Origin of the sequence: Metabacillus sp. KUDC1714 (assembly GCF_014217835.1) — a bacterium.
Lineage (GTDB): Bacteria > Bacillota > Bacilli > Bacillales > Bacillaceae > Metabacillus > Metabacillus rhizosphaerae.
In genome coordinates, this window is sequence record NZ_CP055263.1 from 4,650,892 (window position 1) to 4,675,465 (window position 24,574).

21 protein-coding genes and 1 riboswitch are annotated in these 24,574 nt (G+C 35.1%); of the genes, 6 read left to right on the forward strand and 15 right to left on the reverse strand.

Features of this window, described 5'->3' with window-relative positions; genetic code table 11:
- The first annotated feature begins 149 nt into the window (after window positions 1-149).
- The 3 genes from HUW50_RS21340 to HUW50_RS21350 all read left to right on the forward strand — a co-directional run bounded on the left by HUW50_RS21340 (window position 150) and on the right by HUW50_RS21350 (window position 2,070).
- On the forward strand, window positions 150-581 hold the full coding sequence (locus HUW50_RS21340) for a CBS domain-containing protein (protein WP_066340750.1): 432 nt from the start codon (window positions 150-152) through the stop codon (window positions 579-581).
- A 152-nt stretch (window positions 582-733) separates the two neighbouring features.
- Window positions 734-1,036, forward strand: coding sequence for an MTH1187 family thiamine-binding protein (locus HUW50_RS21345; protein ID WP_185653211.1), 303 nt, complete (start codon window positions 734-736; stop codon window positions 1,034-1,036).
- A 278-nt stretch (window positions 1,037-1,314) separates the two neighbouring features.
- Complete coding sequence (locus HUW50_RS21350; protein ID WP_232329111.1) at window positions 1,315-2,070, forward strand: YqcI/YcgG family protein; 756 nt, start codon at window positions 1,315-1,317, stop codon at window positions 2,068-2,070.
- 97 nt (window positions 2,071-2,167) lie between these two features.
- Here the strand turns inward: HUW50_RS21350 and HUW50_RS21355 are convergent, their stop codons facing one another.
- The 5 genes from HUW50_RS21355 to HUW50_RS27415 all read right to left on the reverse strand — a co-directional run bounded on the left by HUW50_RS21355 (window position 2,168) and on the right by HUW50_RS27415 (window position 7,036).
- Complete coding sequence (locus HUW50_RS21355) at window positions 2,168-3,034, reverse strand: pentapeptide repeat-containing protein (RefSeq protein WP_066340767.1); 867 nt, start codon at window positions 3,032-3,034, stop codon at window positions 2,168-2,170.
- A gap of 182 nt (window positions 3,035-3,216) precedes the next feature.
- On the reverse strand, window positions 3,217-3,465 hold the full coding sequence (locus HUW50_RS21360) for a hypothetical protein (protein WP_066340772.1): 249 nt from the start codon (window positions 3,463-3,465) through the stop codon (window positions 3,217-3,219).
- Between the two features lie 62 nt (window positions 3,466-3,527).
- The gene (locus HUW50_RS21365; protein ID WP_185653212.1) at window positions 3,528-4,460 is read right to left on the reverse strand and encodes a D-2-hydroxyacid dehydrogenase; all 933 of its coding nucleotides are present in this window, start codon (window positions 4,458-4,460) and stop codon (window positions 3,528-3,530) included.
- A 158-nt stretch (window positions 4,461-4,618) separates the two neighbouring features.
- Window positions 4,619-6,307, reverse strand: a complete 1,689-nt coding sequence (locus HUW50_RS21370; RefSeq protein ID WP_185653213.1) for a methyl-accepting chemotaxis protein — start codon at window positions 6,305-6,307, stop codon at window positions 4,619-4,621.
- A 414-nt stretch (window positions 6,308-6,721) separates the two neighbouring features.
- Entirely contained in the window at window positions 6,722-7,036 is a 315-nt protein-coding gene (locus HUW50_RS27415) for an HD-GYP domain-containing protein (RefSeq protein WP_311773994.1), read from the reverse strand.
- Between the two features lie 411 nt (window positions 7,037-7,447).
- On the opposite strand from HUW50_RS27415, the gene guaC reads away from it, so the two are divergent.
- Window positions 7,448-8,431 carry a GMP reductase gene (gene guaC / locus HUW50_RS21380; RefSeq protein WP_066340786.1) on the forward strand — a complete coding sequence of 328 codons (984 nt, stop codon included), beginning with the start codon at window positions 7,448-7,450 and terminating at the stop codon, window positions 8,429-8,431.
- Window positions 8,432-8,621: 190 nt separating this feature from the next.
- On the opposite strand, the gene HUW50_RS21385 is transcribed toward guaC, so the two are convergent.
- A complete protein-coding gene (locus tag HUW50_RS21385) occupies window positions 8,622-9,821 on the reverse strand; it encodes a phosphoglycerate dehydrogenase (RefSeq protein ID WP_185653214.1) in 1,200 nt (399 codons plus the stop codon).
- 140 nt (window positions 9,822-9,961) lie between these two features.
- A riboswitch (ZMP/ZTP riboswitch) is annotated at window positions 9,962-10,040 on the reverse strand.
- A gap of 112 nt (window positions 10,041-10,152) precedes the next feature.
- On the reverse strand, window positions 10,153-11,943 hold the full coding sequence (locus HUW50_RS21390; RefSeq protein WP_260445566.1) for a C40 family peptidase: 1,791 nt from the start codon (window positions 11,941-11,943) through the stop codon (window positions 10,153-10,155).
- A gap of 304 nt (window positions 11,944-12,247) precedes the next feature.
- Here HUW50_RS21390 and ant(6) point away from each other — a divergent pair, with 304 nt between their 5' ends.
- Window positions 12,248-13,111, forward strand: coding sequence for an aminoglycoside 6-adenylyltransferase (gene ant(6), locus HUW50_RS21395; protein WP_066340791.1), 864 nt, complete (start codon window positions 12,248-12,250; stop codon window positions 13,109-13,111).
- Between the two features lie 85 nt (window positions 13,112-13,196).
- Here the strand turns inward: ant(6) and HUW50_RS21400 are convergent, their stop codons facing one another.
- A complete protein-coding gene (locus HUW50_RS21400; RefSeq protein WP_066340794.1) occupies window positions 13,197-15,674 on the reverse strand; it encodes a helicase-related protein in 2,478 nt (825 codons plus the stop codon).
- 474 nt (window positions 15,675-16,148) lie between these two features.
- On the opposite strand from HUW50_RS21400, the gene HUW50_RS21405 reads away from it, so the two are divergent.
- The gene (locus HUW50_RS21405) at window positions 16,149-16,997 is read left to right on the forward strand and encodes a helix-turn-helix domain-containing protein (RefSeq protein WP_066340797.1); all 849 of its coding nucleotides are present in this window, start codon (window positions 16,149-16,151) and stop codon (window positions 16,995-16,997) included.
- 138 nt (window positions 16,998-17,135) lie between these two features.
- On the opposite strand, the gene HUW50_RS21410 is transcribed toward HUW50_RS21405, so the two are convergent.
- From HUW50_RS21410 to HUW50_RS21440, 7 genes are all read right to left on the reverse strand, one after another.
- Window positions 17,136-17,675, reverse strand: coding sequence for a GNAT family N-acetyltransferase (locus tag HUW50_RS21410; protein ID WP_185653215.1), 540 nt, complete (start codon window positions 17,673-17,675; stop codon window positions 17,136-17,138).
- 238 nt (window positions 17,676-17,913) lie between these two features.
- Window positions 17,914-19,419 carry a malate:quinone oxidoreductase gene (locus tag HUW50_RS21415; protein WP_066340804.1) on the reverse strand — a complete coding sequence of 502 codons (1,506 nt, stop codon included), beginning with the start codon at window positions 19,417-19,419 and terminating at the stop codon, window positions 17,914-17,916.
- A 326-nt stretch (window positions 19,420-19,745) separates the two neighbouring features.
- The gene (locus HUW50_RS21420; RefSeq protein WP_185653216.1) at window positions 19,746-19,889 is read right to left on the reverse strand and encodes a hypothetical protein; all 144 of its coding nucleotides are present in this window, start codon (window positions 19,887-19,889) and stop codon (window positions 19,746-19,748) included.
- Window positions 19,890-20,024: 135 nt separating this feature from the next.
- Complete coding sequence (locus HUW50_RS21425; RefSeq protein ID WP_066340807.1) at window positions 20,025-20,234, reverse strand: IDEAL domain-containing protein; 210 nt, start codon at window positions 20,232-20,234, stop codon at window positions 20,025-20,027.
- 797 nt (window positions 20,235-21,031) lie between these two features.
- Window positions 21,032-21,763 carry a class I SAM-dependent methyltransferase gene (locus HUW50_RS21430; RefSeq protein WP_185653217.1) on the reverse strand — a complete coding sequence of 244 codons (732 nt, stop codon included), beginning with the start codon at window positions 21,761-21,763 and terminating at the stop codon, window positions 21,032-21,034.
- Between the two features lie 291 nt (window positions 21,764-22,054).
- Window positions 22,055-23,659 carry an ABC transporter permease gene (locus HUW50_RS21435; protein ID WP_185653218.1) on the reverse strand — a complete coding sequence of 535 codons (1,605 nt, stop codon included), beginning with the start codon at window positions 23,657-23,659 and terminating at the stop codon, window positions 22,055-22,057.
- Window positions 23,659-24,573: an ABC transporter ATP-binding protein gene (locus HUW50_RS21440; RefSeq protein ID WP_066340820.1), complete on the reverse strand. Its 915-nt coding sequence runs from the start codon at window positions 24,571-24,573 to the stop codon at window positions 23,659-23,661. The genes HUW50_RS21435 and HUW50_RS21440 overlap by 1 nt, the downstream gene beginning before the upstream one ends.
- Between the last annotated feature and the right edge of the window lies 1 nt (window position 24,574).

The window sequence follows — 24,574 nt, forward strand, 5'->3', positions numbered from 1 at the left end:
AAGATACTTACATTAAGGTTACTTACTAACCTATTTTAAGTAGATGATAATAATAAATAAGTTATAGTTCCTCTCAGATTTAATTCCCGGTTTCATATAAATATTCAGGGGTATTGAACTAAAGAATACAACAAAAAACTGAAGGAGGAATGATCGTGAATATAACTGAAGTTATGACTATTAATGCCGAAAGTTGCACTCCTGAAAGTACTTGTAAAGAAGTAGCTGTAAAAATGAAAGATCTTGATGTAGGAGTCATACCAATATGTGACAATCAAAAATTAGCAGGAATAATAACTGATCGTGATTTAGTTTTACAGGGATTGGCTAATAATCTATCAAGTGAATCTACCATTGCTGGATTGATGTCAAAAGATGTAGTGACTGGAACCAAAGATATGTCAATTAAGGAAGCAGCAAATGTTATGTCTCAGAAGAAAATTCGTCGATTACCTATTGTAGAAAAAGGTAATTTGGTTGGAATTGTCTCTCTTGGTGATTTAGCTATAAATAATCAATCTAACCAAAAAGCTGGAAATGTGCTTGAAGAAATTTCTATGCCAGCAGAACCTAAAAGATAACTATCTAATCATTTAGTCTACTAATCATATGACATGAGATCTCATTAAGACAACAATTAGAGACTTAAACACTTTAATTCAATTAGTTTTTAAATTTCTCTAAACCAATCATATATGTTTTTGTAGTTACAATAACAAAGGAGTGAAAAAGAATGCCCTTATTAGAAATTAGCATTATTCCGATTGGAAAAGATTCTACTAGTTTTAGTTCAGATGTCACCAAAGTTGTTCGTAAAATAAAGGAAAAAGAATTAAAATATGAGTTGACCCCTACTTCAACAGTCGTGGAAGGAGATATTGATCAATTGTGGGAAATTGCCAAAGAAATGCATGATGAAGCAATTTCTTCTACAGGGTCGGAAAGGATTGTTACCAATATTAGTATTGATCATCGAACAGATAAACAAATGGATATGGATCATCAAATAAACACCGTCCAAAACTCGTTAAAATAGTATTGTGGCCCAGAATTAATATTGCCTCGTGGTAATTTGATTGATCCTTTAGTTATTAAATTAAGGATGATCATTTCACCATGAGGCTTTTATGCTCAAACCACATATTTACCTTACAAACATCTCAAAACCAATATGTATTTTACCCCATTTAATACTCGCACATATTAAAATTCAAATCACCTAAAATTGCACTTATTATGCGTTAATAGCCTATTTTCAAATAAATAATCACCTACCTATTACAAAAGTGAATATACTGTATGTGCCATTAGGAGGTGATTAACATAAACGGATTATTTAAAGATGATCCCTCATATCGGTACCAAATTCAACAATGGAAAAGAACAGCTTTAGAAAAATTCGAAGAGAAAATGAAAGATAAGGAACGACCATTTCCATGTATTCCAGCTACAATAGGATTCACTACAAACCAACTGCGCTATGGATTTGTAGGTGATCCAAGGGCTTCTTCAACAATCGATGAAGTTGTAGTGCTGTTAAGTGAATACACTCAACGATCAAAACAATTTGGCAAATTCACTTCACTTATTGTTTTCTATGAAACACCACAAGATTTGATAGAAACATATTGTGTTGAAAAATATGAACAGCTATTCTGGGAACATTTAAGTGGCATAAGTCGAAAAGACAGTCAGGAATGGCCGAAACATATTCCAGATGATCCGCATAATGCCATTTGGGAGTTTTGCTTTAATGGAGAGCAATATTTTATATATTGTGCCACCCCATCACATCGAAATAGACAAAGCAGATATTTTGACTATCTTCTGCTAGCGATTACTCCAAGATGGGTTCTGCAAGAATTTAATACGTCTAAAATCTATGCGGAAAATATAAAATCGCAAGTGCGAAAAAGGTTGAAAAATTATGATTCCATTGATATTCATCGTGATCTAAACAGCTATGGAGAGAATGATAATTACGAGTGGAGGCAATACTTTTTACGAGATGATGAAACAACTTTATCAAAGTGTCCTTTTCAGCAGTTTTTAAGAAAGATCGTTGAATAGTAATCATAATTCTTATACAAAAGCGCAAGGACCAATGCTACTTGCGCTTTATAAATAGTTCAATAACTAATAAGCTACTTAAATTAATGGAAATATATTATTTACCTCTCTTAATCCAATGTTCAGGAATGGTTAACGCAGGTGGTAACTTCGTATTAATATCGCCCTTAGCCGAGTTCACTTGTGCTTGAGTGAAAAAAATACTTCCTGTTAGATTAGCCCCACTTAAATTAGCGTCTCTAAGGTCTGCTCCGATAAGGTCAGACACTCTCAAGTCAGCTTCCCTGAGGTCAGATGCTATAAGCAGAGCTCCTCTTAGGTCCTCGCCTCTAAGGTCAGCCCCTCTTAAATTTGCACCGATAAAGTCACTACCCCTTCTACTTTTGATCTGTTGCTTTTGATTTTTATTTTTCTTATGTGAAACTTTTGCACGAACTAGTTCACTAGTTTGCAGAAGTAAGTCATTAACTTTTTTTCTATGAGCTGGTACATTAAGGTCTATGATCAACTTTGGACTTAGACTAGTAAGGTTTTCCGTATCCTCTAAGGCAATCTTCAATTCGTTATAAATGGGTTGAGCAGCTTCTAAACTCAGAGCTTCATTTAAATAACAAAGCATTTCATGAAGTTGTTGCATAATAGGAAATACATCAAACATTTCCTTCGCTAACTCAGGGTTATCTCTCCAGTCATTTCCATCATAGGTGACTTGAGATACCTTTTGACCTGCTCCAAAGCATTCGTATACAGCACAGCCACGAAACCCTTTTGTTCTGAGTTTTTTATGAATACCACAGCGATAATTTGACTGCAAGTTTTGACAAGGCGTACCTCCATCTTTATCAAATGCAAAATCAGCCGATTTTGCATAAGGTAAAGCGACACAGCACAATCCAAAGCAATTTTCACAATCAGCACTTAATGGATTATTTATGTATTCGTTATTCATTAATTGACTAGACAATCCTTACACTTCCTTAATTGAGAAATACCTTTTATCGTTTTTCATAGGATTAAAGTATGATAACATTTCAAAATTAATCAACTGGTTGAGTTAGAATTCCACGTTTCGTTAGTTCTTACTAAGATGCTTTGATTGATTCTCATGTTTAAGAAGTTATATGAAAGGCAATGCTCTCAATTTTTTTAGAACAACTCTAATTGTTCTTGAACAGTTTTTGTCGAAAATTTTGACTTTTTCTTCGTATTTTCAATGGTTTCCACTGGTGCTTCAACAGAACTCACGTTATTCTTTACGTGTGCAAGATAAACCTGTTCATCCTTACATATGGGACAACGGTAAACCGTATTGGGCAATCGAGACATAGCAAGTTCAATACGCTCCTCTTTGGGCATACCTTGTTCCTTTGAGCATTTACCACATACTTTTTCCATGATTTTTTCACCTACTTGATATCATTATACCAAAATAAATCATACTAAAACTCGCAAATAATTTAGTAACCCTTATTCACATCTACCTTATTATGAAGCGGTTTATTCTCTTCAATATTCTTTAACGTTTCAATAAAACATTCTACTCCCTCGTTTGGTGTTGTTACAGCTGATATATGAGGTGTAATCGTGACATGTTTATGATTCCAAAGTGGGTTATCTTCTGGTAACGGCTCATGGGCAAATACATCAAGTACTGCAAATCTAACTTGGTGTTGATTTAATGCATTTAGTAATGCTTTTTCGTTAAGTGATGAACCTCTTCCAACATTAATAAAACCTGCATTAGATAATTGCATAAAGATGGTTTCATCAAATAGTCCTTCAGTTTCTTCTGTTAACGGTAAAGTATTAATGATATAATTCATTTCGTTTAATCTAGAAATAAGAGCATTGATAGACATAACCTCTTTAAAGTATGCCTTTTTCTTCCCGCTTAAAGAGACTCCATATACGTCTACACCTAATGAGGAGAAAATCATCGCCATTTTTTGCCCAATTTCCCCCGCTCCAAAAACCATAATTTTTTGTTCATTTAATAATTTTGGAGTAATAGGATGCCAGTTTCCTTGAAGCTTATACGCTTGGAATTGGTCATGAAACTGCAAATCTTTTAGGATGTAACTCAAGCAATATTCAGCAATTCTTTGTCCAAAGGAACAAATCGTTCTTGTTAATAGTACATTTTCATTCCAGTTGTTTTTAAATAAAAAACGATCGACGCCAGCACCAAGAGAGTGTACCCATTTTACATGATGATAATCAAACGTAGATTTCGTATTAAAAGAAACAAAGGCATCAGCCCATATGAAATCATCATGATTTACTTCCTCTTCAAGTAAATACCTAAAATTCTTTTGTACTTTTTTGCTTTCAATTATTCTTTTGATCTCTTTGTGCATTGGGCTGACAATTAGTATATTTTTAATAATCATTATTTGCACCTCTTATTTTTAAAAAGCTAATTTTATTTATCTCCTATTAAAATACCTTATTATGAAACAAAAGTCGCTTATCAATTTGGCGGGCCAATTACAAAGGGTAGCCCAATTAGTCAATTCGTTTGACATGTATGGACTACCCTTTAAAAAAGTTACACTTTGAATTGACCTACTAATTCTTGCAGTTCTTCTGCCATATTAGATAATGAAGCGGAAGAAGATGCGATTTCTTCCATAGATGCAAGCTGTTCTTCTGTTGCGGCAGACATATTTTGTGTACCTGCAGCTGTCATTTCAGAAGCATCACCAATTATTTTAATGGAATATACCATATGTTTTGTGCCCACAAACATCTCTTGAACAGCTGAAGTTACTTCTTGGATTTGTGAAGAAACCTCAAGGACTGCTTGTTGGATTTGATCAAATGATTTTCCTGCGTTATGGACAAGGTTTATTCCGTCTGCAACCTTGTTGGTTGTATTATTCATTGATTGAACGGTTTGATTCGTGTCTGTCAAGATAGTCGAAATCAGTGCAGCGATTTGTTCTGCAGAGGCTGCTGATTGTTCAGCTAGTTTACGCACTTCATCAGCCACAACAGCAAAGCCACGTCCTTGATCCCCTGCTCTTGCAGCCTCAATTGCAGCATTTAGTGCTAAAAGATTTGTCTGTTTTGCAATGGTTGTTATTGTTTCAACAATTTCGTTTATTTGGGTTGAGCGTTCACCTAGTGTTGTTACTTCCTTTGATAGGGTATTAACTGATTGATTAATATCATTCATTTGATTTACAACCGTATCAATTGCTTTATTCCCATCGATCGCCTTCTCAGAGGCATGCATTGCTGTCGTTGTCACAATTTGAGAATTGGATGCAATTTTTTCAACAGATGTTGAGAAATCATTTACTGTTTTAGCTGTTTCCTTTACACTTTGGGCTTGTTTGTCTATTCCAACTGCAACCTTTTGTGCAGTTGAAGCAATTTGATCTGTAGCCCCTGTCGTTTCCTCTGTGCTTGCAGTTAATTGTTCTGCGGAAGCTGCAACCTGCTCAGCGTGGAAACCTACTTGTTTAATTAATTCTCGTAGCTTGCCTACCATTTTATTAAAGGATGTAGCAATTTCTGAAAGTTCATCTTTAGAATTTAAATTAATTTCCTGAGTGAGATCTCCTTCACCTTCAGCTATTTCTTTAAGTCGGTTATTCATTATTTGTAAAGGTTTTATAATTGAACGAATGATGAGAACGGATGTACTTATTCCAACTAGTATGGATAAACTAATAACTGAAAATAATATAATTGTTTCAACTTTTTGCCTCTGATCTAAAAGCTTTTTATCTTCTTCAACTGTATTAGTTATTTCGCTAATAAAATTGTTAATGCTGGGGTCGACTAATTCTTTTCGAATGCTTCTTTGTTCTTCCATATGAACTGTAAGTGCCTTTTCTGTATCTCCACTTTCATATGCAGCTACCATTTCTTTATTTGCGTCAGTATAGATTAATAGGTTTTCTTTAATATTGTGAATTTCCTCGCTATTAGAATGCATATTAGCCATTTTCTCTAGCGTAATAAAGTATTTTTCGATATCTTTTGTTTTCTCTTCTATACCAGAAACTAATTCTCCATCACCAGTTAGTAGAAATGCTCTTTCATCATTTGAAATTCCAGTGAACCTATATTGCAGTGACTTCATAATGAGTTGAACCTCTTCATCTTCTTGCATTTTTAAATACGCTTTCTCCGTTTTTTGGAGTTGAGAGTATGATAGAATACCTGAAATAATTAACGCTGATGTTAAAATCGTCACTATAAAAATTAGCTTTCCTTTAATAGTCATTAAACTACCTCCAAACAATCATTTGCTTTATTTATATCGACAAAACCCTTTGTATTTAACAACAAAGTTTGCGAAAACAGCCTATTTAATAATGTTTCTCAACCAATAAAAAATGAGCAGATCAATTCTAAATGATCTGCTCATTAAAGTAATGCATCTGCTTGAACGATCTCGACGGTTAGATGATTTTTTGATGATAAATCAATTTCATATGGTTGTATTTTTTCGCCTTCTTCATCACTGATAACTCGTATCTCAGGACGACCGACTGAATGAAAATTATATTTCGAAACAATTCCAGTTCTGCCATCATTTAATTTTACAGTTAGACCTTGTGGATAAATGGCAATACAATTTTTAAATAATTGAATCTGGTTCGTTTCAAATTGTGTTCCGCTACCGGAATAAAGTATTTCAATACTTATGTGGTAACATCCCTGGTCGATATATTCTGTGGGAAGTTACCGCATCAAATACATCTGCAACACTTAATATTTTTGCGTATTCATGAATTTCGGCACCCTTTAACCCTCTAGGATAACCTGCACCATCAATTCTTTCATGGTGTTGAAGGGCACAGTGAGCTACAGTTAATGGGAATATTAGTCTTTCTATTAAACTATCTGTGAGTTCAGTTCCCTTTGCTAACAGGACTATTCCTCTTTCATTGTAAATAGATTTACCTAATTTAATTCCCGACTGACATCTATGTAACGTAACTAAACGCATTTTCTTTCTTTTCTCCTATCCTCACGCATATTCACTAAAAGAGACTGCCTAAACTCAATATGATACTTATTAATGTGTATTCTTATTAAAGATGCATTTTCTTTCTATATTACATCTTCTTAAATTCTTTTTAGTGAATACATAAATTCTTCTAATTAATCCTTTTGTTGAAAAGTTCTTTTTTTATAGATAGGTAGAAAAACCTAAATAAATGTTGCTTTATGTCGATTATAGTAAAATATTACTCCAAATTCAAATAAACTTCAAAATAAAAATCATACTTCTGTTCATAATAAATACAAAACAAGTATTAATATTTTTGACATTCAGTTAAAAATGATGTATATTACCAAATGGTCGAACGTTTTAAATTGAAAAATACTTTAATATTCGTGTTTAGGGGTGTAATTTATGGAAAATGTGTTTGATTATGAAGATATTCAATTGATTCCAGCAAAATGTATTGTAAATAGCCGATCTGAGTGTGACACATCTGTTACTTTAGGTGCACATACATTTAAGTTGCCTGTTGTACCTGCAAATATGCAGACTATTATAGACGAAAAGGTTGCTATTTACTTAGCAGAAAATGATTATTTCTATGTTATGCATCGTTTTGAACCAGAGAAACGACTTGCTTTTATTAAAGATATGAAATCACGTGGATTATTCGCATCTATTAGTGTCGGAGTCAAAGGTGATGAATATCAGTTCATACAACAATTAGCAGATGAACAAATATCACCAGATTACATAACAATTGATATCGCTCATGGTCATTCCAATGCGGTGATCGAGATGATTAAGCATATTAAGAAGCATTTACCTGATAGTTTTGTTATTGCAGGAAATGTAGGAACTCCAGAAGCTGTAAGGGAATTAGAACACGCTGGTGCGGATGCGACTAAAGTAGGAATTGGACCTGGTAAGGTATGTATTACTAAAATTAAAACTGGGTTTGGAACTGGTGGCTGGCAATTGGCAGCGCTTCGATGGTGTGCAAAGGCAGCTAGCAAACCGGTTATTGCAGACGGGGGTATTCGTACTCATGGTGATATAGCTAAATCAATTAGATTTGGAGCATCAATGGTCATGATCGGTTCATTATTTGCGGGACACGAAGAATCTCCAGGAGAAACTTTTGAGAAAGACGGCAAGCTCTATAAAGAATACTTTGGATCAGCTTCTGAATTTCAAAAAGGTGAAAAGAAAAATGTGGAAGGTAAAAAAATGTTTGTCGAGCATAAAGGTTCTTTAAAAGATACATTGATAGAAATGGAGCAAGATCTTCAATCCTCTATTTCTTATGCTGGAGGAACAAAGCTAGAAGCAATTCGAAATGTAGATTATGTTGTTGTAAAGAATTCTATCTTTAATGGTGATAAGGTATATTAAAGGTATTGAGCTATTCAATAATTTTATTTTTTACAGCTAGGTGAGCGAGATTCTTTTGTACTTGCTCACCTTTTTTATTTGTAGTAGTACTAGGCTAATTAATTCCTGAAAAAATTAAAAAAGCCTCAACTCCAAATTGGAATTGAGACTAATTGAACAAGAAGGTCTTCTTGTTCAATTAATAGATTACTTAAATAATACGAGTTGTAACGATTCCTTCGATTTGCTTGATTTTTTCCTCAAATTCAGGAATAATATCTTCGTTTATTTTATTGTCGATATCAATCAATGTGTACGCATAATCTCCACGACTTCTGTTTACCATGTCAGCGATGTTTAACTGATAAGTTGATAAAGCCTGTGTAAGCTGCCCAACCATATTTGGAACATTTTTGTGGAAAGCTGCTACACGGCGCTTGCCAGTATAAGGAAGAGAAGCGTTAGGGAAATTCACTGAGTTTTTAATATTACCTGTTTCTAAAAACTCCTTCACCTGACGAGATGCCATAATTGCACAGTTTTCCTCTGATTCTTGTGTAGATGCACCTAGATGTGGGATTGAAACAACATTTTTCATTTTTAACACATTTTCATTCGGGAAGTCTGTAATATATTTTCCAACTATTCCACTTTCAATTGCTGCTTCCATATCTGTCTCATTCACAAGCTCTCCACGTGAGAAATTCAAAATATGAACGCCAGGCTTCATGATGCTGAATATTTCTTTGTTGAACATACCTTTTGTGCTGTCCATATACGGAACGTGTACAGTAATATAATCTGAGTTTGCAAACAATTGTTCTATTGTCATAGCGCGTTGCACTTTACGAGACAAATTCCATGCAGTATCAACAGAGATGAATGGGTCAAAGCCAATGACATCCATGTCTAAATCAAGCGCATCATTTGCAACAAGCGCACCGATCGCGCCTAAGCCGATAACTCCAAGTGTTTTACCTTTAATTTCTTTTCCAACAAATTGTTTTTTACCTGCTTCTACAAGCTTAGGAATTTGATCGCCTTCCCCTTCCAACGTTTTTGTCCAAGCAACACCGGCAAAAAGGTTACGTGAAGAAGCCATTAATGTAGTAAGAACCATTTCTTTTACAGCGTTAGCGTTGGCTCCAGGAGTATTAAAAACAACAATACCTTGCTCTGTGCATTTTTCTACCGGGATATTATTGACACCAGCTCCAGCACGTGCAATTGCTTTTAAATTATTGGCAAATTCCATTGAATGCATGTTATAGCTACGTAAAACAATAGCATCAGGGTTATCACTATTATTGTCGATTGTAAAGTTGTCCTTAGTGAAAACATTTAGCCCGACTTGTGCGATATTATTTAAGGTTTTAATTGTTTTTACTTTTTCTAAAGTTGTTGTACTCATAATTAATTTCTCCTCTTTTCATTTATGTTAGTTTTCAAATATTATGAATATTTATTTTACTAGAATAATGGAATTCAAACGAAGTTTCAAGCTTAAATATTATCTCCTAGAAAGCAGAAAGAGGTAAGGGATACTTCCCTTACCTCTGCCCAGGCGAACGGCTACGACACTATGTGCTCCCTCACGGTTATCCGCGTTTCGCCAGTTACACATAGCCTTTTCATTTCCTTTACTTTATCAAAAACTTCTGCAAAGTTCAAGTAGAATTTATCTTTATTTTTTTATATTACTAATCAAACTAACTCCATAAGTTTAATCTAAAGGTCTCCCATCAATAAACCCTCTTAGCTCCCACATAATATTTCCCCCAATAAGAATTATCCATCGTATATGCAGCAATTCCTTTTGAACTGGTTGCGGAGATAAACTGATTATCTTCCATGTAAAATCCAACGTGAGTAATCGTGCCAGTCGTATTGACTGCAAAGAAAACCAAGTCACCAGGCTGTAGTTGATTTTTTGCGATTGCTGTTCCTGTTTTATAGAGTCCTGCTGATGTATTACGGGAACTGTCTATTCCATGTTGATTGAACATGTAGTAAACGAATCCTGAACAATCAAAGCCAGAAGGAGAAGTTCCTCCCCATTGATAAGGAACACCAAGATAATTCTTTGTATCTTTGATCAACGTTTTTTTGACAATTGCATGTTCTATAGCTGTATTTGTTGCTTGATCGACCTTGCCTGTTACAGAAAGTCCATAATCACCTTGAAAGGTTTTTATTGCTTGTGTTGTGGCAGTGTCGTAGCTTCCGGTCATTGTTGGTACGGCATAATAGCCAAGGGTTTGTAGGTTTTTTTGCACGGTCTGTAAGCTAGTATTTACCGCGGTTGGTGGTAGTGCGGTTTCACCATTGGAAGCTCCTTGTGCATTTGGAATGGATAATACTTGTCCTACTCGTATCGTATCACTTGTTAATTGATTTACTTGCTTTATTTGCTCAACTGTCGTATCGAATCTCTTTGCAATTACAGATAATGAATCTCCTGACACGATTGTGTAACTAGTACTTTTCGGATTCGTAGTTGGTGCTGGTGACACAGATGGAGCTGTAGCTCCTTCCCCATCCTTTGGAATGATAAGAGTTTGTCCAATTTTTAACTGATCTGTTTCCAGATTATTTGAGCTTCGAATTTCATCTAAGCTAATATGATATCTAGATGCAATTCCCCATAAACTATCACCGGCAACTACAGTATACTTGATGCCTGAAGTAGTTGTGTCTTGAGTTGGTGCAGGATTGGGGATTGTGTCTGTCACATTATTTCCGCTTGAGGGAATGACTATTGTTTGACCGATTCTTAAAAGGTCGGTTGTTAAATGATTGGCACTTCGAAGTGCTTCAACAGTTGTCCCAAAACGTTTTGCGATAACAGATAAACTATCTCCAGATACCACAGAATATGTTGTTGCATGTGATTGGGTAGGTTGTTGAGTTATGGGTTGGTTTGTTTCGTTCGTGTTTGCTCCAATTAAAATAGGTATAATCAACTTTTGACCAAGACGTGTTGTATCATTTGCCAGATTATTAGCTTCTTTAATGGCCGCGACGGTTGTACCATATTTTTTAGCTAACACGGTTAAATAATCACCTGTCGCAACGGTATGAATTGTCTTTGGGATAATTAACCGTTGATTTAATTGCAAAACATCAGAGGAAAGATGATTAGCTTGCCTAATATAATCGACTGAAGTTCCGTATCTGACAGACAAATTCCAAAGCGTATCTCCAGATGAAACCTGGTAAAAAATCGTGTTTCCTTGTTCTATTTGAGTAGTCCCATCCAATTCCTCTGCCTGAACGGACGATGTTTTTGAAGAAAGAGGGATAGATGCTACAACTAATCCACCAAGGACTACTTTAACCATGGTTACTTTTAAATTCGGATACCTTTCTTTTACAATTTGTCTTGCTGTTAACGTGATACTTTTTGTTTCCTTTGGCACTCTTCCTAATTCTACAGCAAACTCAGTTAATTGATCATCGAGGAAGAGGACTAAGGTAAATTCATCTTTTAGAGGATCAAGTTTTCTAAGTTCAAATTTTTGTTCAATATCCATGTTTGTGATTCTCCTTATATTACCTTGTTGTAAACTTTAGTATTCCTAACGAATAGGAAATCATTACATTCTTGGTAAAGTAACAGGGAATCATTTGAAGTTGTCATTCATTTAATCTATTTACATTGTAGAACAGAGGTCATTTAAAAGAGGGAAAAAGTCACAACAAAAAATGAAATTATCATATATGTTGTGACTTGTTCATCATTATAATAATATTAATCCAGAAGTAGATTTTTATAAAACAGTCTGGCAAAGTGAATGATTATTATGATTTTAATACCACTCCTTTGAGGTGATTATTTTGAGAAGCTACGATGAAATGATGGACTTAGGGATGAATTTTGCTCTAAATTGCGAAAAAATTAGAATTTTTACGCTTGAAGGTTCGCTAACAAACGAAAACATTCCGAAGGATGAATTTCAAGATTACGATTTTAGTTATTTTGTAACAGACATGGATTATTTCAAAAAAAGTGACGAATGGTTAACCTACTTTGGTCAAAGGATAATCATGCAAAAACCAGAAGCAATGGAATTGTTCCCACCTGAAATAGGTAATTGGTTCTCTTATTTAATGATCTTTGAAGATGGTACGAAAATTGACTTAACACTAATACCGCTTAACGAATATGAAGACTATTTTAAGAATAGTGACGGTCTAGTTGAAGTGTTGTTGGACAAAGATAACCTAATTAAAGAATCTGTTATGGCAACAGATAGCATGTATCATATTCAAAAGCCAAGCTTTCAAGCTTTTGATGATTGTTGTAATGAGTTTTGGATGACTTCTACATATGTAGCTAAAGGTCTTGCAAGAAAAGAAATTTTATTTGCTATTGATCTAATGAACACTGTTTTTCGTCCCAATTTGCTCACCATGTTACGCTTTAAAATTGGAATTGAAACTAATTTTTCTTTAAGTACAGGTAAATCTGACAAGTTCTTAAAAAAATACGTTTCTGAAGTTACATGGAATACATTATTATCTACTTACACTATGGGTTCTTATCAAAAAATGTGGGAAGCACTTTATACTAGTTTTGAATTATTCAGAGAAACGTCTCACTTTGTCGCAGAAACTCTTGATTATCATTATCCTAATTATGATGAAAAAGTTAGTATCTATATAGATGGTATTCGAAAAAGGTACTCCTTTGAAAATTGAAAGGATGAAACCGTTATGATTTCATCCTCAAAATGTCCTGTTATTTAAATTGTTAATTAATTGAACGATCTTTCTTTAGTCGATCTTATCGCTCAAAATGACATTCATTACACACTTGAAATTTAAAGCCAGGAGAAAGGCTTTTCCCACAGCGTTTACATCGTTTTTTCTCAATTTGCACACCAGTTTTTAATTGTTCATGAATTTTATCACTGATTTCTTCGCGCACTCTTTCCCAGTAATGAGCTTCAGTCCGTTTCCCTAATTTATATAAAAATAAAAGATGAAGTCCGACTGATTTATAAGACAATTCAAGTTCTTCAAGCCCGGATTCCAAAATCTTGGGATCTGGTAATTCATGACCGTCAATGATTGCTTCTAACTTTTGCTTCCACTGAGCTCGCAAAGTAGGTTCATTTGAAGAAAATGGTAAATGTAAAAACCCATATAAGTCAGCAATTGACAGTTTTGCTTCAATGATTGAATCCTCAATCATTTCGTACAATAGCTTTTCTTCTGATAAAGCAGCTTTTTTCGTACCCTCAGGACTTTCAAATTGTTCCCACAAGTAAAAAAACAGTCCAAGCTTCCGTGAGTATTTTTGGAATCTTTCAAACACAGCTGTTGTTGGGGCTATCGCAAACCCTTGGAGCGGTTCATCCTTTTGTTCGAGGAGGCGAGCCATACTTTTAGGGTTGCTCGTAAACGCCACTTTACCGATATTATAAATTCCTTTACGACCGGCACGTCCCGCAATTTGCTTTACCTCTTGAGAAGTAAGCCATCTTCTTCTTGTTCCATCGAATTTATCATTTTCCAAGAAAACAATTCGCCTGATTGGTAAATTTAATCCCATTCCAATCGCATCTGTAGCAACAATGACCGTTGTTTCCCCTTTGATAAAACGCTGCATTTGCTTTTTTCTTGTTTCTGGTGGCATACTTCCGTAAATCATACTTACTTGGCGACCACTTCTTTGCAGCTCTGAGGCTGTTTCAAGGACACGTTTTCTAGAAAAGCATACGATGGCATCACCTTTCCTAGTGTGGTTTAAGCGAAATAACTGAAACTCTACTTCTAGTGGAATGTCTCTTACATATTCATGAACCTCGACATGTGAAGAACTGAGAAGCTGAAGAATCATTGCTTTTGCGTTAAAACTGCAGATAATGTGTACCTCTTTTGCATTGGCCTTTGTTATTGCTTTATACCATGAGAAGCCCCGATCTTTATCTGCGATCATTTGTGCCTCATCAATGACAACCACTTCATAGAATTCTTTTTCATGAAACATTTCGACAGTACAAGCTTGGTGGGCAGATCCGCTCACTAATTTTTCCTCTTCACCTGTTTTTAACGAACAAGGAACACCTTCTTCATTTAATCTTTCATATATTTCGAGAGCCAATAAGCGAAGAGGCGCTAAATATATCCCACTGCTTGCTTGCTTCATTCGTTCGATGGCCTGAAAGGTTTTACCTGTATTTGTTTCACCAACATGTAAGACATAGTGAATATTGCGTCCCGCTGGTGGATTATATTCTCTTCCAAAAATGTCCTCAATCATTCGTTCTTCTTCTTCTTTACGACGCTTGATGTCCTCAAGCTCTTGCACTATTTTGCGTTCCCTTTCAGAAAGATCCTTATCAAAGATCTCGCGATGGGTCACTAGGTCGAAAGGAATATCAATTAATTTAGTAAGATCAGTAACATATTCCTCTAACAAATCATCAAAGAATTCCTGTCCGAGGTCTACGAAAGGTTCGTACGCTGATTCTTTTAATAATGAGTCAGGTAAAGCTTCATGATACGTTTTTAAATACTCATCAAAAAGATTTGGAGGAAGGTGCTCCTTTAGCCAATTTGGCCCAAAATCAAACAAATAATTCGTAATGAGTCGTTCATACTTCTCCATTACATTTTCATCATATCGATTGCTGTTGTAAGCTAACTCTAACTCATTGTTTAAATAGTTTGTAAAGATTATTTCCTTTGATGATAGTAGAATCCCTTTTTGTTCGATTTCAATCGCAAGCTGACAACCAAGTAGATAGCGAACATAGAGGTATAGATCTTCGTAATTCTCACCTAATAACTGGTCGATATAATATTCAAGCTTAAGAAGTAATTTTTTTCGTTCTTCACGCTCCTGCTGGAGGTTCAATCGGTTAGTATATGCTTCTCGTGCCTCGACATATTTTTGATTCCATTCTGCTGATTGATTTGCATACAGACTATCCAGCCAGCCAATCAAATCGAATGTTGCTACATCTCTTATTTCGTTGCGGAACATTTGATTAATCAGCTTTTTACTAACCTCTTCTACTACATAACCCTTTTCAAGGAGAAACTGTTTCTTTTCAGAATAAGAAGCATGACTCGTTGTAGAATTTAGCCATGCATTTAACCAAAGTTGATCGAGGTATTGTCCTCTTTCCCTTATATATTGTTCATAAGAAGGCGCGCTTTCTTTTTCTTCTAAGTATTTATATAGATCTTTGAAGGCCATTTCTTTCGTTCGTTCGACAGCCTTTTGGTAGTGATTTGATAAGATTTCGTCCATAATAAACTCCTCATAGTAGCTTAATTTCTATCGTTGCTTTATTAGTTAGTATGTATTAGTTTTTACGATTTCTGTTATTTTATTTGTGAGATTAACATGGAAAAGCCTCAATCCCTATAATTTTAATGCATGCCAATACTCTTTAGAAATAGCTTGTGCAGCATTGGACTTGCTGTACCTAAACATATATATGAATATATTAATTTAACTATATTTTATTTCAAGACAAATTGCATGAAAATTTCTATTCATCTGCAAAAAATAATAATGTATGTACATACTACATTAAATAGTTTCCAACTTAACTAAGCTAGTTGAAACGCTTATTTATCCATTGACAATATGATCTGAAATTTTTTCATACTAAAAAATAAAAAAATTTATTTTTAACGCTACTTTAGCTCCTCTAAAACCCTATATAGAAAGTGAAAGAATGTTTATTTCACTTACTGATTATTTAGGAGGAGAAAACTCATGGAAAAACTAAACTATGAAATTATTCAAAGCTACCAATCTTTTAAGACGATTGAAGAAATGGATCAAGCAGTGCGCGGATTTTTATATAAACATAAAGCTTCTTTATCAGAGGGTATGATCAAAGTATTAACTTTTATCTGGAGACATTCAGTAAAGGTGATTGGTGTCTCCTTTGCCAAGTACGATACTATTGCAAAAGGTGTGGAGCTAAGCCGAAGAACCGTGATTCGCGCTGTTAATAAGCTTGAAAGCCTTGGCATGATTATGAAAATCCCAACTGCTAGAATGAACGGCAAGCAAGGAGTTAATCTACTTGTCATCCAACCTTTTCAGACGATTGACAATTTAAAAAATAATATGTCATCCCAACCTGTCACTGCAACTGTCACTCCTAATAAAACAGAGAATAAGCAAAGCACACTCTGTGAGAATAAACAAAAACCTAATAACGTAAGAGGTCAGGAAAAAAGTGACTTACATCATGAAAATGTTGCTCTACAAGAAAGTTCAGAATCAATGCCAACTCAACAAATTGATACAAGCTTTTTACCTGAATCTATTCACAAGGAATTTATTCAAGCTACAAAGCCCTTTTTATGTGCGGTTGATATTTACAAGCTTTGGAACCGTGTTTTAATTGTTTATAAAAAACTCAAACTCGAACGACATTTGGATGATGTAATTGACACAGTGATTGGGGCATTTAAACAAACTGTTTTTAAGAAGAAGATGAATAGTATCCGTTCTACATTTGAGGGGTATTTCTACAGTGTTCTGTACGGTATGTTGATAGTGGAGAAACGACGGGAGAATAAGCATTTGTTGTTTGATTTTATTGGGGATTGATGACATTGTATGATATTAGAAATAATGTTTAGGTGTCTAGGGGGCAGTAGTAACTACAAATTAATCTCAAGCACCCGTACAAGAAGTTTTTATTAATTCGATTTTTATTTATCAACTTCTTCAAAAGGAATTACCGATTTAGTAGCCTCTATTTGTTTCCGACCATTCGTTCTCTAAAATGCTCATTTCCCATAAGCTCCAGTATTCGTTACCAATTTTCCTTGAGTCTCTAAGTAGCCCCTCTTTAATAAATCCTACTTTTTCATAACATGCTATTGCAGAAAAGTTAAAATCAAATACACCGAGACTAACTCTATGTAATTTAAGTTCATTAAATCCCACTTTAAGGATTTCTGTCATCATTAGTTGACCTATTCCTTTTCCCCTTACCTTTTTATCCCCGACTAATACTTTTCCTACTCTTGCTGATTTATTTTTTCTGTCAATATCTCCTAAAGATATATGTCCTATTATCTTCCCAGTTTCCTTATCTATAACGCTATAAGCTAAAGCAGTAGAGTGATCCTTATTCGCATCTTTAAGGTAATTCTCTAGTTGTTTCTCATCTAAGGGATAGCTAAAATTAGGACCTCCCCATTGAAGCAGGAATTCAGGTGAATCTATCCAATTAATAAGCAGTTTGAAATCAGAACTCTCAAAAAACTTTAATTCAACCATACAAGTCTCCTCTTTAACCTCTTAGTTTACTATCACATATGATATGGTTCCCCGTAGTCAAACTAACTGAAAATTGTAAAAAGAGAACCCTCAATCCAAAGTAGATCAAAGGTTCTGAATTTTATTTTCTATGATACTCGATTATTTACTCAATTCCTTAAGTGAAGTTTTTTATCCCATTCTTACGGGTAGTAAAACCTCATTTTATTTAATACCTGGTTTCACATCCAAAGAAGAATTAACTAAAAACAGGCTCTTTTTTTTTAGATAGACCAAGCGTCTGCGCTGTTGAAGTATGAATTTCCTGTAGAAGCTCTGGGTTTTCCATTAGTGTCTCCCCATAAGAAAGAATCATTTCTTTGATTTTAGGTTCCCACTCTTTCATATGTTGTGGGAAACATTTATTGATTACCTCAAGCATTACGTGAACAGCAGTCGAAGCACCTGGAGAAGCACCTAGTAATGCTGCGATTGATCCATCAGCGGCAGTAATTACTTCCGTACCAAATTGAAGAGTTCCTTTACCGCCAGCTTCAGTATCTTTAATAACTTGTACACGTTGTCCAGCTACTACTAAATCCCAATCTTCGATATTGGCGTTCGGGATAAACTCACGTAACTCTTCCATGCGTTGTTCTTTTGATAACATAACCTGCTGGATCAGGTATTTTGTCAATGACATGTTTTTGGCACCTGCCGACAACATTGTTAAGAGATTATCCGGTTTTACGGAAGTTATCAAATCAAACATTGAACCGTATTTTAAAAACTTAGGTGTGAAGCCTGCAAATGGTCCAAATAACAACGATTTTTTATTGTCAATAAATCGTGTATCCAGATGCGGAACAGACATTGGTGGAGCACCAACCTTAGCTTTTCCGTACACTTTTGCATGATGCTGTGCTACAACTTCAGGATTATTACACACCATAAATATTCCACTTACCGGGAACCCGCCAATATGTTTTCCTTCAGGAATACCGGATTTTTGCAGTAAATGAATGCTTCCACCTCCGCCTCCGATAAAGACGAATTTTGCAGTATGGCGTTCGACAGTACCGCTTTCTGAATTCCGCACTTTCAATTCCCACAAGCCGTCGCTAGTACGTTTAATATCATTAACACTATGGTTATAGTTTATTTCGACATTTTTACTCTCTAAGTGTTCAAACAACATGCGTGTTAATGCGCCAAAATTCACATCAGTTCCAGAGTCAATTTTTGTTGCCGCTATCGGTTCATTCGATGCGCGTTCTTGCATAATAAGCGGAATCCATTCCATCAGTTTTTTTGGATCATCGGAAAATTCCATCCCTTGGAATAGCGGATTATTTGACAGCGCTTCAAAACGTTTCTTTAAAAAGGTTACATTTTGTTCCCCTTGTACCAAACTCATATGAGGCAATGGCATGATAAAGTCCTGTGGATTATGTATCAGCTTTTTCTTTACAAGATAAGACCAAAACTGCATTGAAACCTGAAACTGTTCATTAATGTTTATAGCTTTACTAATATCTACTGTCCCATCTGGTTTTTCAACCGTGTAGTTAAGCTCACACAATGCAGCATGCCCCGTACCTGCATTATTCCACTCGTTAGAGCTTTCCTCTCCTGCATTCGCAAGTTTCTCAAACATTGTAATATTCCATTCCGGTACTAATTCTTTCAAGAGTGTCCCTAATGTTGCACTCATGACTCCGGCGCCAATTAAAATGACGTCTGTTTTAGTTTCTCTGATGCTCATTTTTAACCAACCTTTTCCCCTGAAATTTACAGAAAAAGCGCCACACCAAGCTAAGGCGCGACCTAGTCACATACCTTTTCTGTCTCAAATTAAGACCATATTTTGTGTATAACAATTGTTTATAGATTATATAACTTCTATTATATGATAATTTTAAATTATTTAAAAGCTTGTAAAACGAGAGACGTCCTTCCACCAGGCCTAGGAACACGCAAAAACCTAAGGCATAACCTAGCTAAAACAACAATAAGCGACCTTAGTATTCTAATTAGAATAACAAGGTCGCTTATAATATTTCTTTACTCATTAAATTTTTCTCCTTCAGTTCAGTTCATACATTGTTTTCTTGGCTTATCTTCCGAATGATCCTTTACATCAGCATTACATTTATCAAATAAATAAGTTAAGTAAGAATTTAATTCAAATCGATCTCCATTAACAAAATCGGATATAATAAGTTTTTTCTCCATTAATACTTATCTCCCTTCTGTATTCTTATCTACATGATTTCAAACTATTAAACTCTTATACAAATAAAAATTTTTTGTGAATTTTTTCTACGGAAAACAATCCTAATCGATTTCTTGTGTAATACATACTAACTTTTAATTACTAAAACTTTGGTTGCGTATAATCTTTAACTCATTAGTTAACCGAAGGAATTCATCTTTATTTCTATTCTCCAATGACTGATCGATACCCTTAAGAATTCGATCTATCTGAAAATCATGAAGTGCTTTATCTAACACCATTTGAGCATAATCAGAATTATCTTTTACAAGTTGTTGAGATGTATCAATCGAAGACTCTTTCATCAAAAATCAACTCCTCGGTATTTTCTATCTCACTAATGTTGGATCTCAAGGCTTTAAGAAAAAATAAAACTTAGAAATCAAAAACCCTCCCATATTAAAGCAATATATATCGGCCTCACCTTCGCCATATACATTGATGACCACTCGTGCCACCCTTCCTATTTTTATTATAACTGAAAACGCTTACACAAGTAAAGGGTATTAAAAACTAAGTTTAAAATTGTACAGGAGTTAGGAATAACTGTGATTTATTTTAATCAAATAAAAAACAAATTCCTTTCATTAGTGGATAGTAAATAAAGTGTAATATATCATTCATTTTGATTCAATAATTATAGGAGATAATATTACAGCATTTTTTGAATTTCAAATCGGTTTCATTACGTGGCAATAAAGTATCTCGACATTTGTTTGAGTTGGTTCCAATTCTAAGACCAAACCAGGCACCGAAATGACGACACAACGATTAGCAAGATGATTGTTATAAGCTGTCTGTTTCTCGACGATGTACAAACCTGCCACTTTAACGGAATATTGCATTGTTGCCAATTTGAAAAATTCTGAAAACTGACTTTGTCATATCTTAATTTTAAAAACACCGAAATTTTTAGAGACTACAGAAAGTAAGCCTTCTAAAATTAATATCGAATTTCTTATAATCACAAAAATACAAAAGAATCTAACAACATATATGCAGTAGTTTGTTAGATTCTTTTTCTCTTTAAATTCCTTGCATAATTTTATACAACAAAAAAACTTCACCATTTTTGCAGGGACGTATAAATAATAATGAATGTTTACTTTACTGCTGAGATAATTAAAAACATAGGTCTTCGGAGTTCGTCTTTCATTCCAGGAACACTGTTTACCATTTCTTCTGAAGGAATTGGTTCCTTAACTGCACTGATGCTAAAACCAGCTTCAATTAAGTCATTTATATAAGTTGAGAACGTTCGATGATATTTAATAACGTTCTCAGTTAGGAATGTTGTTTCACGAATTCCTTCTGATTGATAATTATCAACAGCCCAGTGCAGACGGTTCCCTTTGTTATCATAATACCAATCTTGTTCATTTCGTGAAGTGAAAATTGGATGTTCAACTGAAAAAATAAAAGAACCTCCAGGCATTAAACAATCATATACCTTTTGGGAGATTGTTTTAAAAGACTTAATATAGTGAAAAGCCAATGAACTGATAACTACATCAAATTGAGAATCAGAAAAATTAATATCCTCAATTGGCATTTTAATATAAGAAATTAAAGGGTCATCAGTTTTTTCGCGTGCCTTTTGAAGCATTTTTTCAGAGATATCTATCCCGATTACAGATCTTGCATGTTGCTCACGTGCATATCGGCAGTGCCAACCGAAGCCACATCCCAAATCAAGTACACTTTTATTTCGCAGTTCAGGAATAAGTGCTTTTAATATGTGCCATTCTCCTGCACCTTCAAGTCCGTTAACTGAACGTGGCATTTTTTCATACTCTGAAAAGAAATTCAAATCATCATATTTATTTTGTTTCATAATATATCCATCTCCTATAAATTAAGATAGCCTCCTAAAATCTTTACACCCTCATTGAGTATGCTTTTGACATTATGAAGTTAAATTGTTACATATAAACTTAACCACTTTAATATGTATCTCTTTACTATTCAAACAAGAGACAATCGTTTCCTGCTTGAAAAATTATCAATTTCTGAACCCAATTTGATTTTTTTCGACTCATTTCCCACCCTGCTTCTTTCCGATTAAAGAGAAATAGCCCCTCATTCAAAGAAATTATTTGAATGAGGGGCTTTTACCATTAAGCATTTACCCAGTAATATCACGTTTTCTATATCCAATAAACCCAATAATCATTAAGACGATGGCAATACAGGTTAATAGGGTCACCTTTAATACGTTCATCTCTTCTACTGGAAGTTGAGGGATTTGGCCAAATGGTGATAGATTTCCCATCCAGTCAGGAAATTGTAGCAATCTGCCTAAGTAAACCACAAGGAATGAATATCCTAAATACAGCCAGATAAATCCTGTGAATTGTGGGAATAATCCAATAAGCAGTACGGCCATACCAATCATCAACCACATAGCTGGTAAATAAACCATGGCTGCTTCAAACATGATATTAAAGGAAATAGGTTCTTCCATCACAGAGGCTGCAGCTGACCACAAGCCAACTAACGCAAGAAATAACATGACTAACCCAAAGACCATCGAAAGGAAAAGATAGCTCCCAATTACTTTTGAACGTGATACCGCACGAGAAAGTAAATGTTCGATCCGGCTCTTTTTCTCCTCCGCTTTTAGCTTTAATATAAACATTAACGCAGGTATCGTACAGATCATCGAAATGACGGACATTAGCATCGATAAAAATTGTTCAGTTAAAGTTAACCCATTTTCAGGTGTTAATAAATTCGTCAGCATTTCATTATTAGAAAAAAATGATTCTAAATCACCAAAAACTGATCCATAGGATGCTCCTAATACATACATCCCGATGGCCCAAGAAATGATCCCAGTTCTTTGAAGTCTAAAAGCAAGACCAAACGGACTTTGCAAAAAACGTGATGCATGTTTTCGGCCTGGCTTTGCTGGCAAAAAGCCTGAATCTAAATCTCGGATCGTATTTAAATAGAGGGCAACACATACTAGAACAAACGAAGCTCCAACTGTTAAAATAATTGGCCACCACAGGTTATTCACATATACTTCGGTCCCTAAAATCCACCCAAGTGGCGAAAACCAAGACAGGATTTCGTTACTTACATCCCCTATTGCTCTTAGGAGATAAGCTGCCATTAGTACAGTAAATGACAGGCCTATTGTACCACGAGCATTTTCTGATAGTTGGGCAAATAAAAGAGTGACGGCAGTGAAGAAAATCCCTGTTGCTCCTAAAGCGGACCCATAAAGCAGTGAGCCTTCTAAATCCATGCTTTCAATTTGCAGGCTATATAAGCCAAAACCAATGAATAACGCTAAAAGAACATTTATGCAAAACAAAACAAGTACTGTAGCACTTGCATTAGATAGTTTTCCTACTGGAAGTGATCGAATTAGTTCAATTCTCCCCTCCTCTTCATCTGCCCTTGTGTGACGAGCAACAAGCAGAATGCTCATAATCGCTACAACTATTGCTGTAAAAAGCAGCATTTGATGGGCCATCATTGGTCCAGCCGTATAGTCATCAAGGCCATAACCTGGCCCAACCATTGCTGTCATCGCAGGATTTCTCATCGTCTCAGCAATCGCCTGTCTTTCTTGTGCAGATTTATATAAATCTGTAAATGCTGAGGCAGTAATGATCGTAAGGAATGATAAAGCAAGCAACCAAATCGGGATCCGTAATCGATCGCGTCGAAGAATGAACCAGACCATTCTTCCGGTTTGACTGTATAGTTGTTTCCACATTAAGATTCACCTCCACCTATATTGGAAATTGAATCTGTACCTTGGTAATGGCGCATAAATAAATCTTCCAAAGTAGGTGGTGAGCTCTCAAGTTTCACTAGGCCAAACTGACTAATATACTGCATAACCGCGTCAAGCTCATTTGAATCTACTTGAAAGGAAAGTCCATGATCGACCTTTTCAATATCGTGAACCCCTTTTAGATCAGCTAAAGAGGTAATCGGTCTCTTCGTATCAACAAGAAGATTTGTTCTTGTTAAGTGTCGAAGCTCATGTAAGGTACCTGTTTCAATGATTTTCCCCTGGCGAATGATTCCAACCGTATCACATAATCTCTCAACTTCTGATAAAATATGGCTGGAAAGCAGTACACTTTTTCCTGCTGATTTTGCATCCATGACACAATCTTGAAATACTTTTTCCATTAAGGGATCAAGACCTGATGTTGGCTCATCTAAAATATACAGGTCGGCATCAGAAGAAAAGGCAGCAATTAAGGCAACCTTTTGGCGATTACCCTTTGAATAGCTTCGACACTTTTTTGATGGATCTAGATTGAATTTTTCAATCAATTCCTCACGGCGGCTTTTGTTGGTCGTCCCACGCAATGTCATAAAAAGATCAATCACTTCCCCGCCTGTTAAGTTCGGCCATAGATTCACATCGCCAGGTACATAAGCAATCCGCTTATGAATGTCAACCGCATCCTTCCAAGCGTCCTTGCCAAAAATCGTTGCTTCTCCTTCTGATGCTTGCAAAATTCCTAATAAAATTCGAATCGTTGTTGACTTTCCCGCCCCATTCGGACCAATAAAACCATAGACTTCACCACGATTCACTTCCATATTTACTCCGTTTAATGCAGTGAACTTTCCAAATTTCTTCGTCAAATTCGTTGTTTTCAGTATCGACATG

What these genes read in the sequence shown, in the direction of transcription:
- HUW50_RS21340 (WP_066340750.1), top strand. Translation starts at nt 150, where the DNA reads ATGATCGTGAATATAACTGAAGTTATGACTATTAATGCCGAAAGTTGC.
- HUW50_RS21345 (WP_185653211.1), top strand. Translation starts at nt 734, where the DNA reads ATGCCCTTATTAGAAATTAGCATTATTCCGATTGGAAAAGATTCTACT.
- HUW50_RS21360 (WP_066340772.1), bottom strand. Translation starts at nt 3,465, where the DNA reads ATGGAAAAAGTATGTGGTAAATGCTCAAAGGAACAAGGTATGCCCAAA.
- HUW50_RS21365 (WP_185653212.1), bottom strand. Translation starts at nt 4,460, where the DNA reads ATGATTATTAAAAATATACTAATTGTCAGCCCAATGCACAAAGAGATC.
- HUW50_RS21370 (WP_185653213.1), bottom strand. Translation starts at nt 6,307, where the DNA reads ATGACTATTAAAGGAAAGCTAATTTTTATAGTGACGATTTTAACATCA.
- HUW50_RS27415 (WP_311773994.1), bottom strand. Translation starts at nt 7,036, where the DNA reads ATGCGTTTAGTTACGTTACATAGATGTCAGTCGGGAATTAAATTAGGT.
- guaC (WP_066340786.1), top strand. Translation starts at nt 7,448, where the DNA reads ATGGAAAATGTGTTTGATTATGAAGATATTCAATTGATTCCAGCAAAA.
- HUW50_RS21385 (WP_185653214.1), bottom strand. Translation starts at nt 9,821, where the DNA reads ATGAGTACAACAACTTTAGAAAAAGTAAAAACAATTAAAACCTTAAAT.
- HUW50_RS21390 (WP_260445566.1), bottom strand. Translation starts at nt 11,943, where the DNA reads ATGGATATTGAACAAAAATTTGAACTTAGAAAACTTGATCCTCTAAAA.
- HUW50_RS21400 (WP_066340794.1), bottom strand. Translation starts at nt 15,674, where the DNA reads ATGGACGAAATCTTATCAAATCACTACCAAAAGGCTGTCGAACGAACG.
- HUW50_RS21405 (WP_066340797.1), top strand. Translation starts at nt 16,149, where the DNA reads ATGGAAAAACTAAACTATGAAATTATTCAAAGCTACCAATCTTTTAAG.
- HUW50_RS21410 (WP_185653215.1), bottom strand. Translation starts at nt 17,675, where the DNA reads ATGGTTGAATTAAAGTTTTTTGAGAGTTCTGATTTCAAACTGCTTATT.
- HUW50_RS21415 (WP_066340804.1), bottom strand. Translation starts at nt 19,419, where the DNA reads ATGAGCATCAGAGAAACTAAAACAGACGTCATTTTAATTGGCGCCGGA.
- HUW50_RS21420 (WP_185653216.1), bottom strand. Translation starts at nt 19,889, where the DNA reads ATGGAGAAAAAACTTATTATATCCGATTTTGTTAATGGAGATCGATTT.
- HUW50_RS21425 (WP_066340807.1), bottom strand. Translation starts at nt 20,234, where the DNA reads ATGAAAGAGTCTTCGATTGATACATCTCAACAACTTGTAAAAGATAAT.
- HUW50_RS21430 (WP_185653217.1), bottom strand. Translation starts at nt 21,763, where the DNA reads ATGAAACAAAATAAATATGATGATTTGAATTTCTTTTCAGAGTATGAA.
- HUW50_RS21435 (WP_185653218.1), bottom strand. Translation starts at nt 23,659, where the DNA reads ATGTGGAAACAACTATACAGTCAAACCGGAAGAATGGTCTGGTTCATT.
- HUW50_RS21440 (WP_066340820.1), bottom strand. Translation starts at nt 24,573, where the DNA reads ATGTCGATACTGAAAACAACGAATTTGACGAAGAAATTTGGAAAGTTC.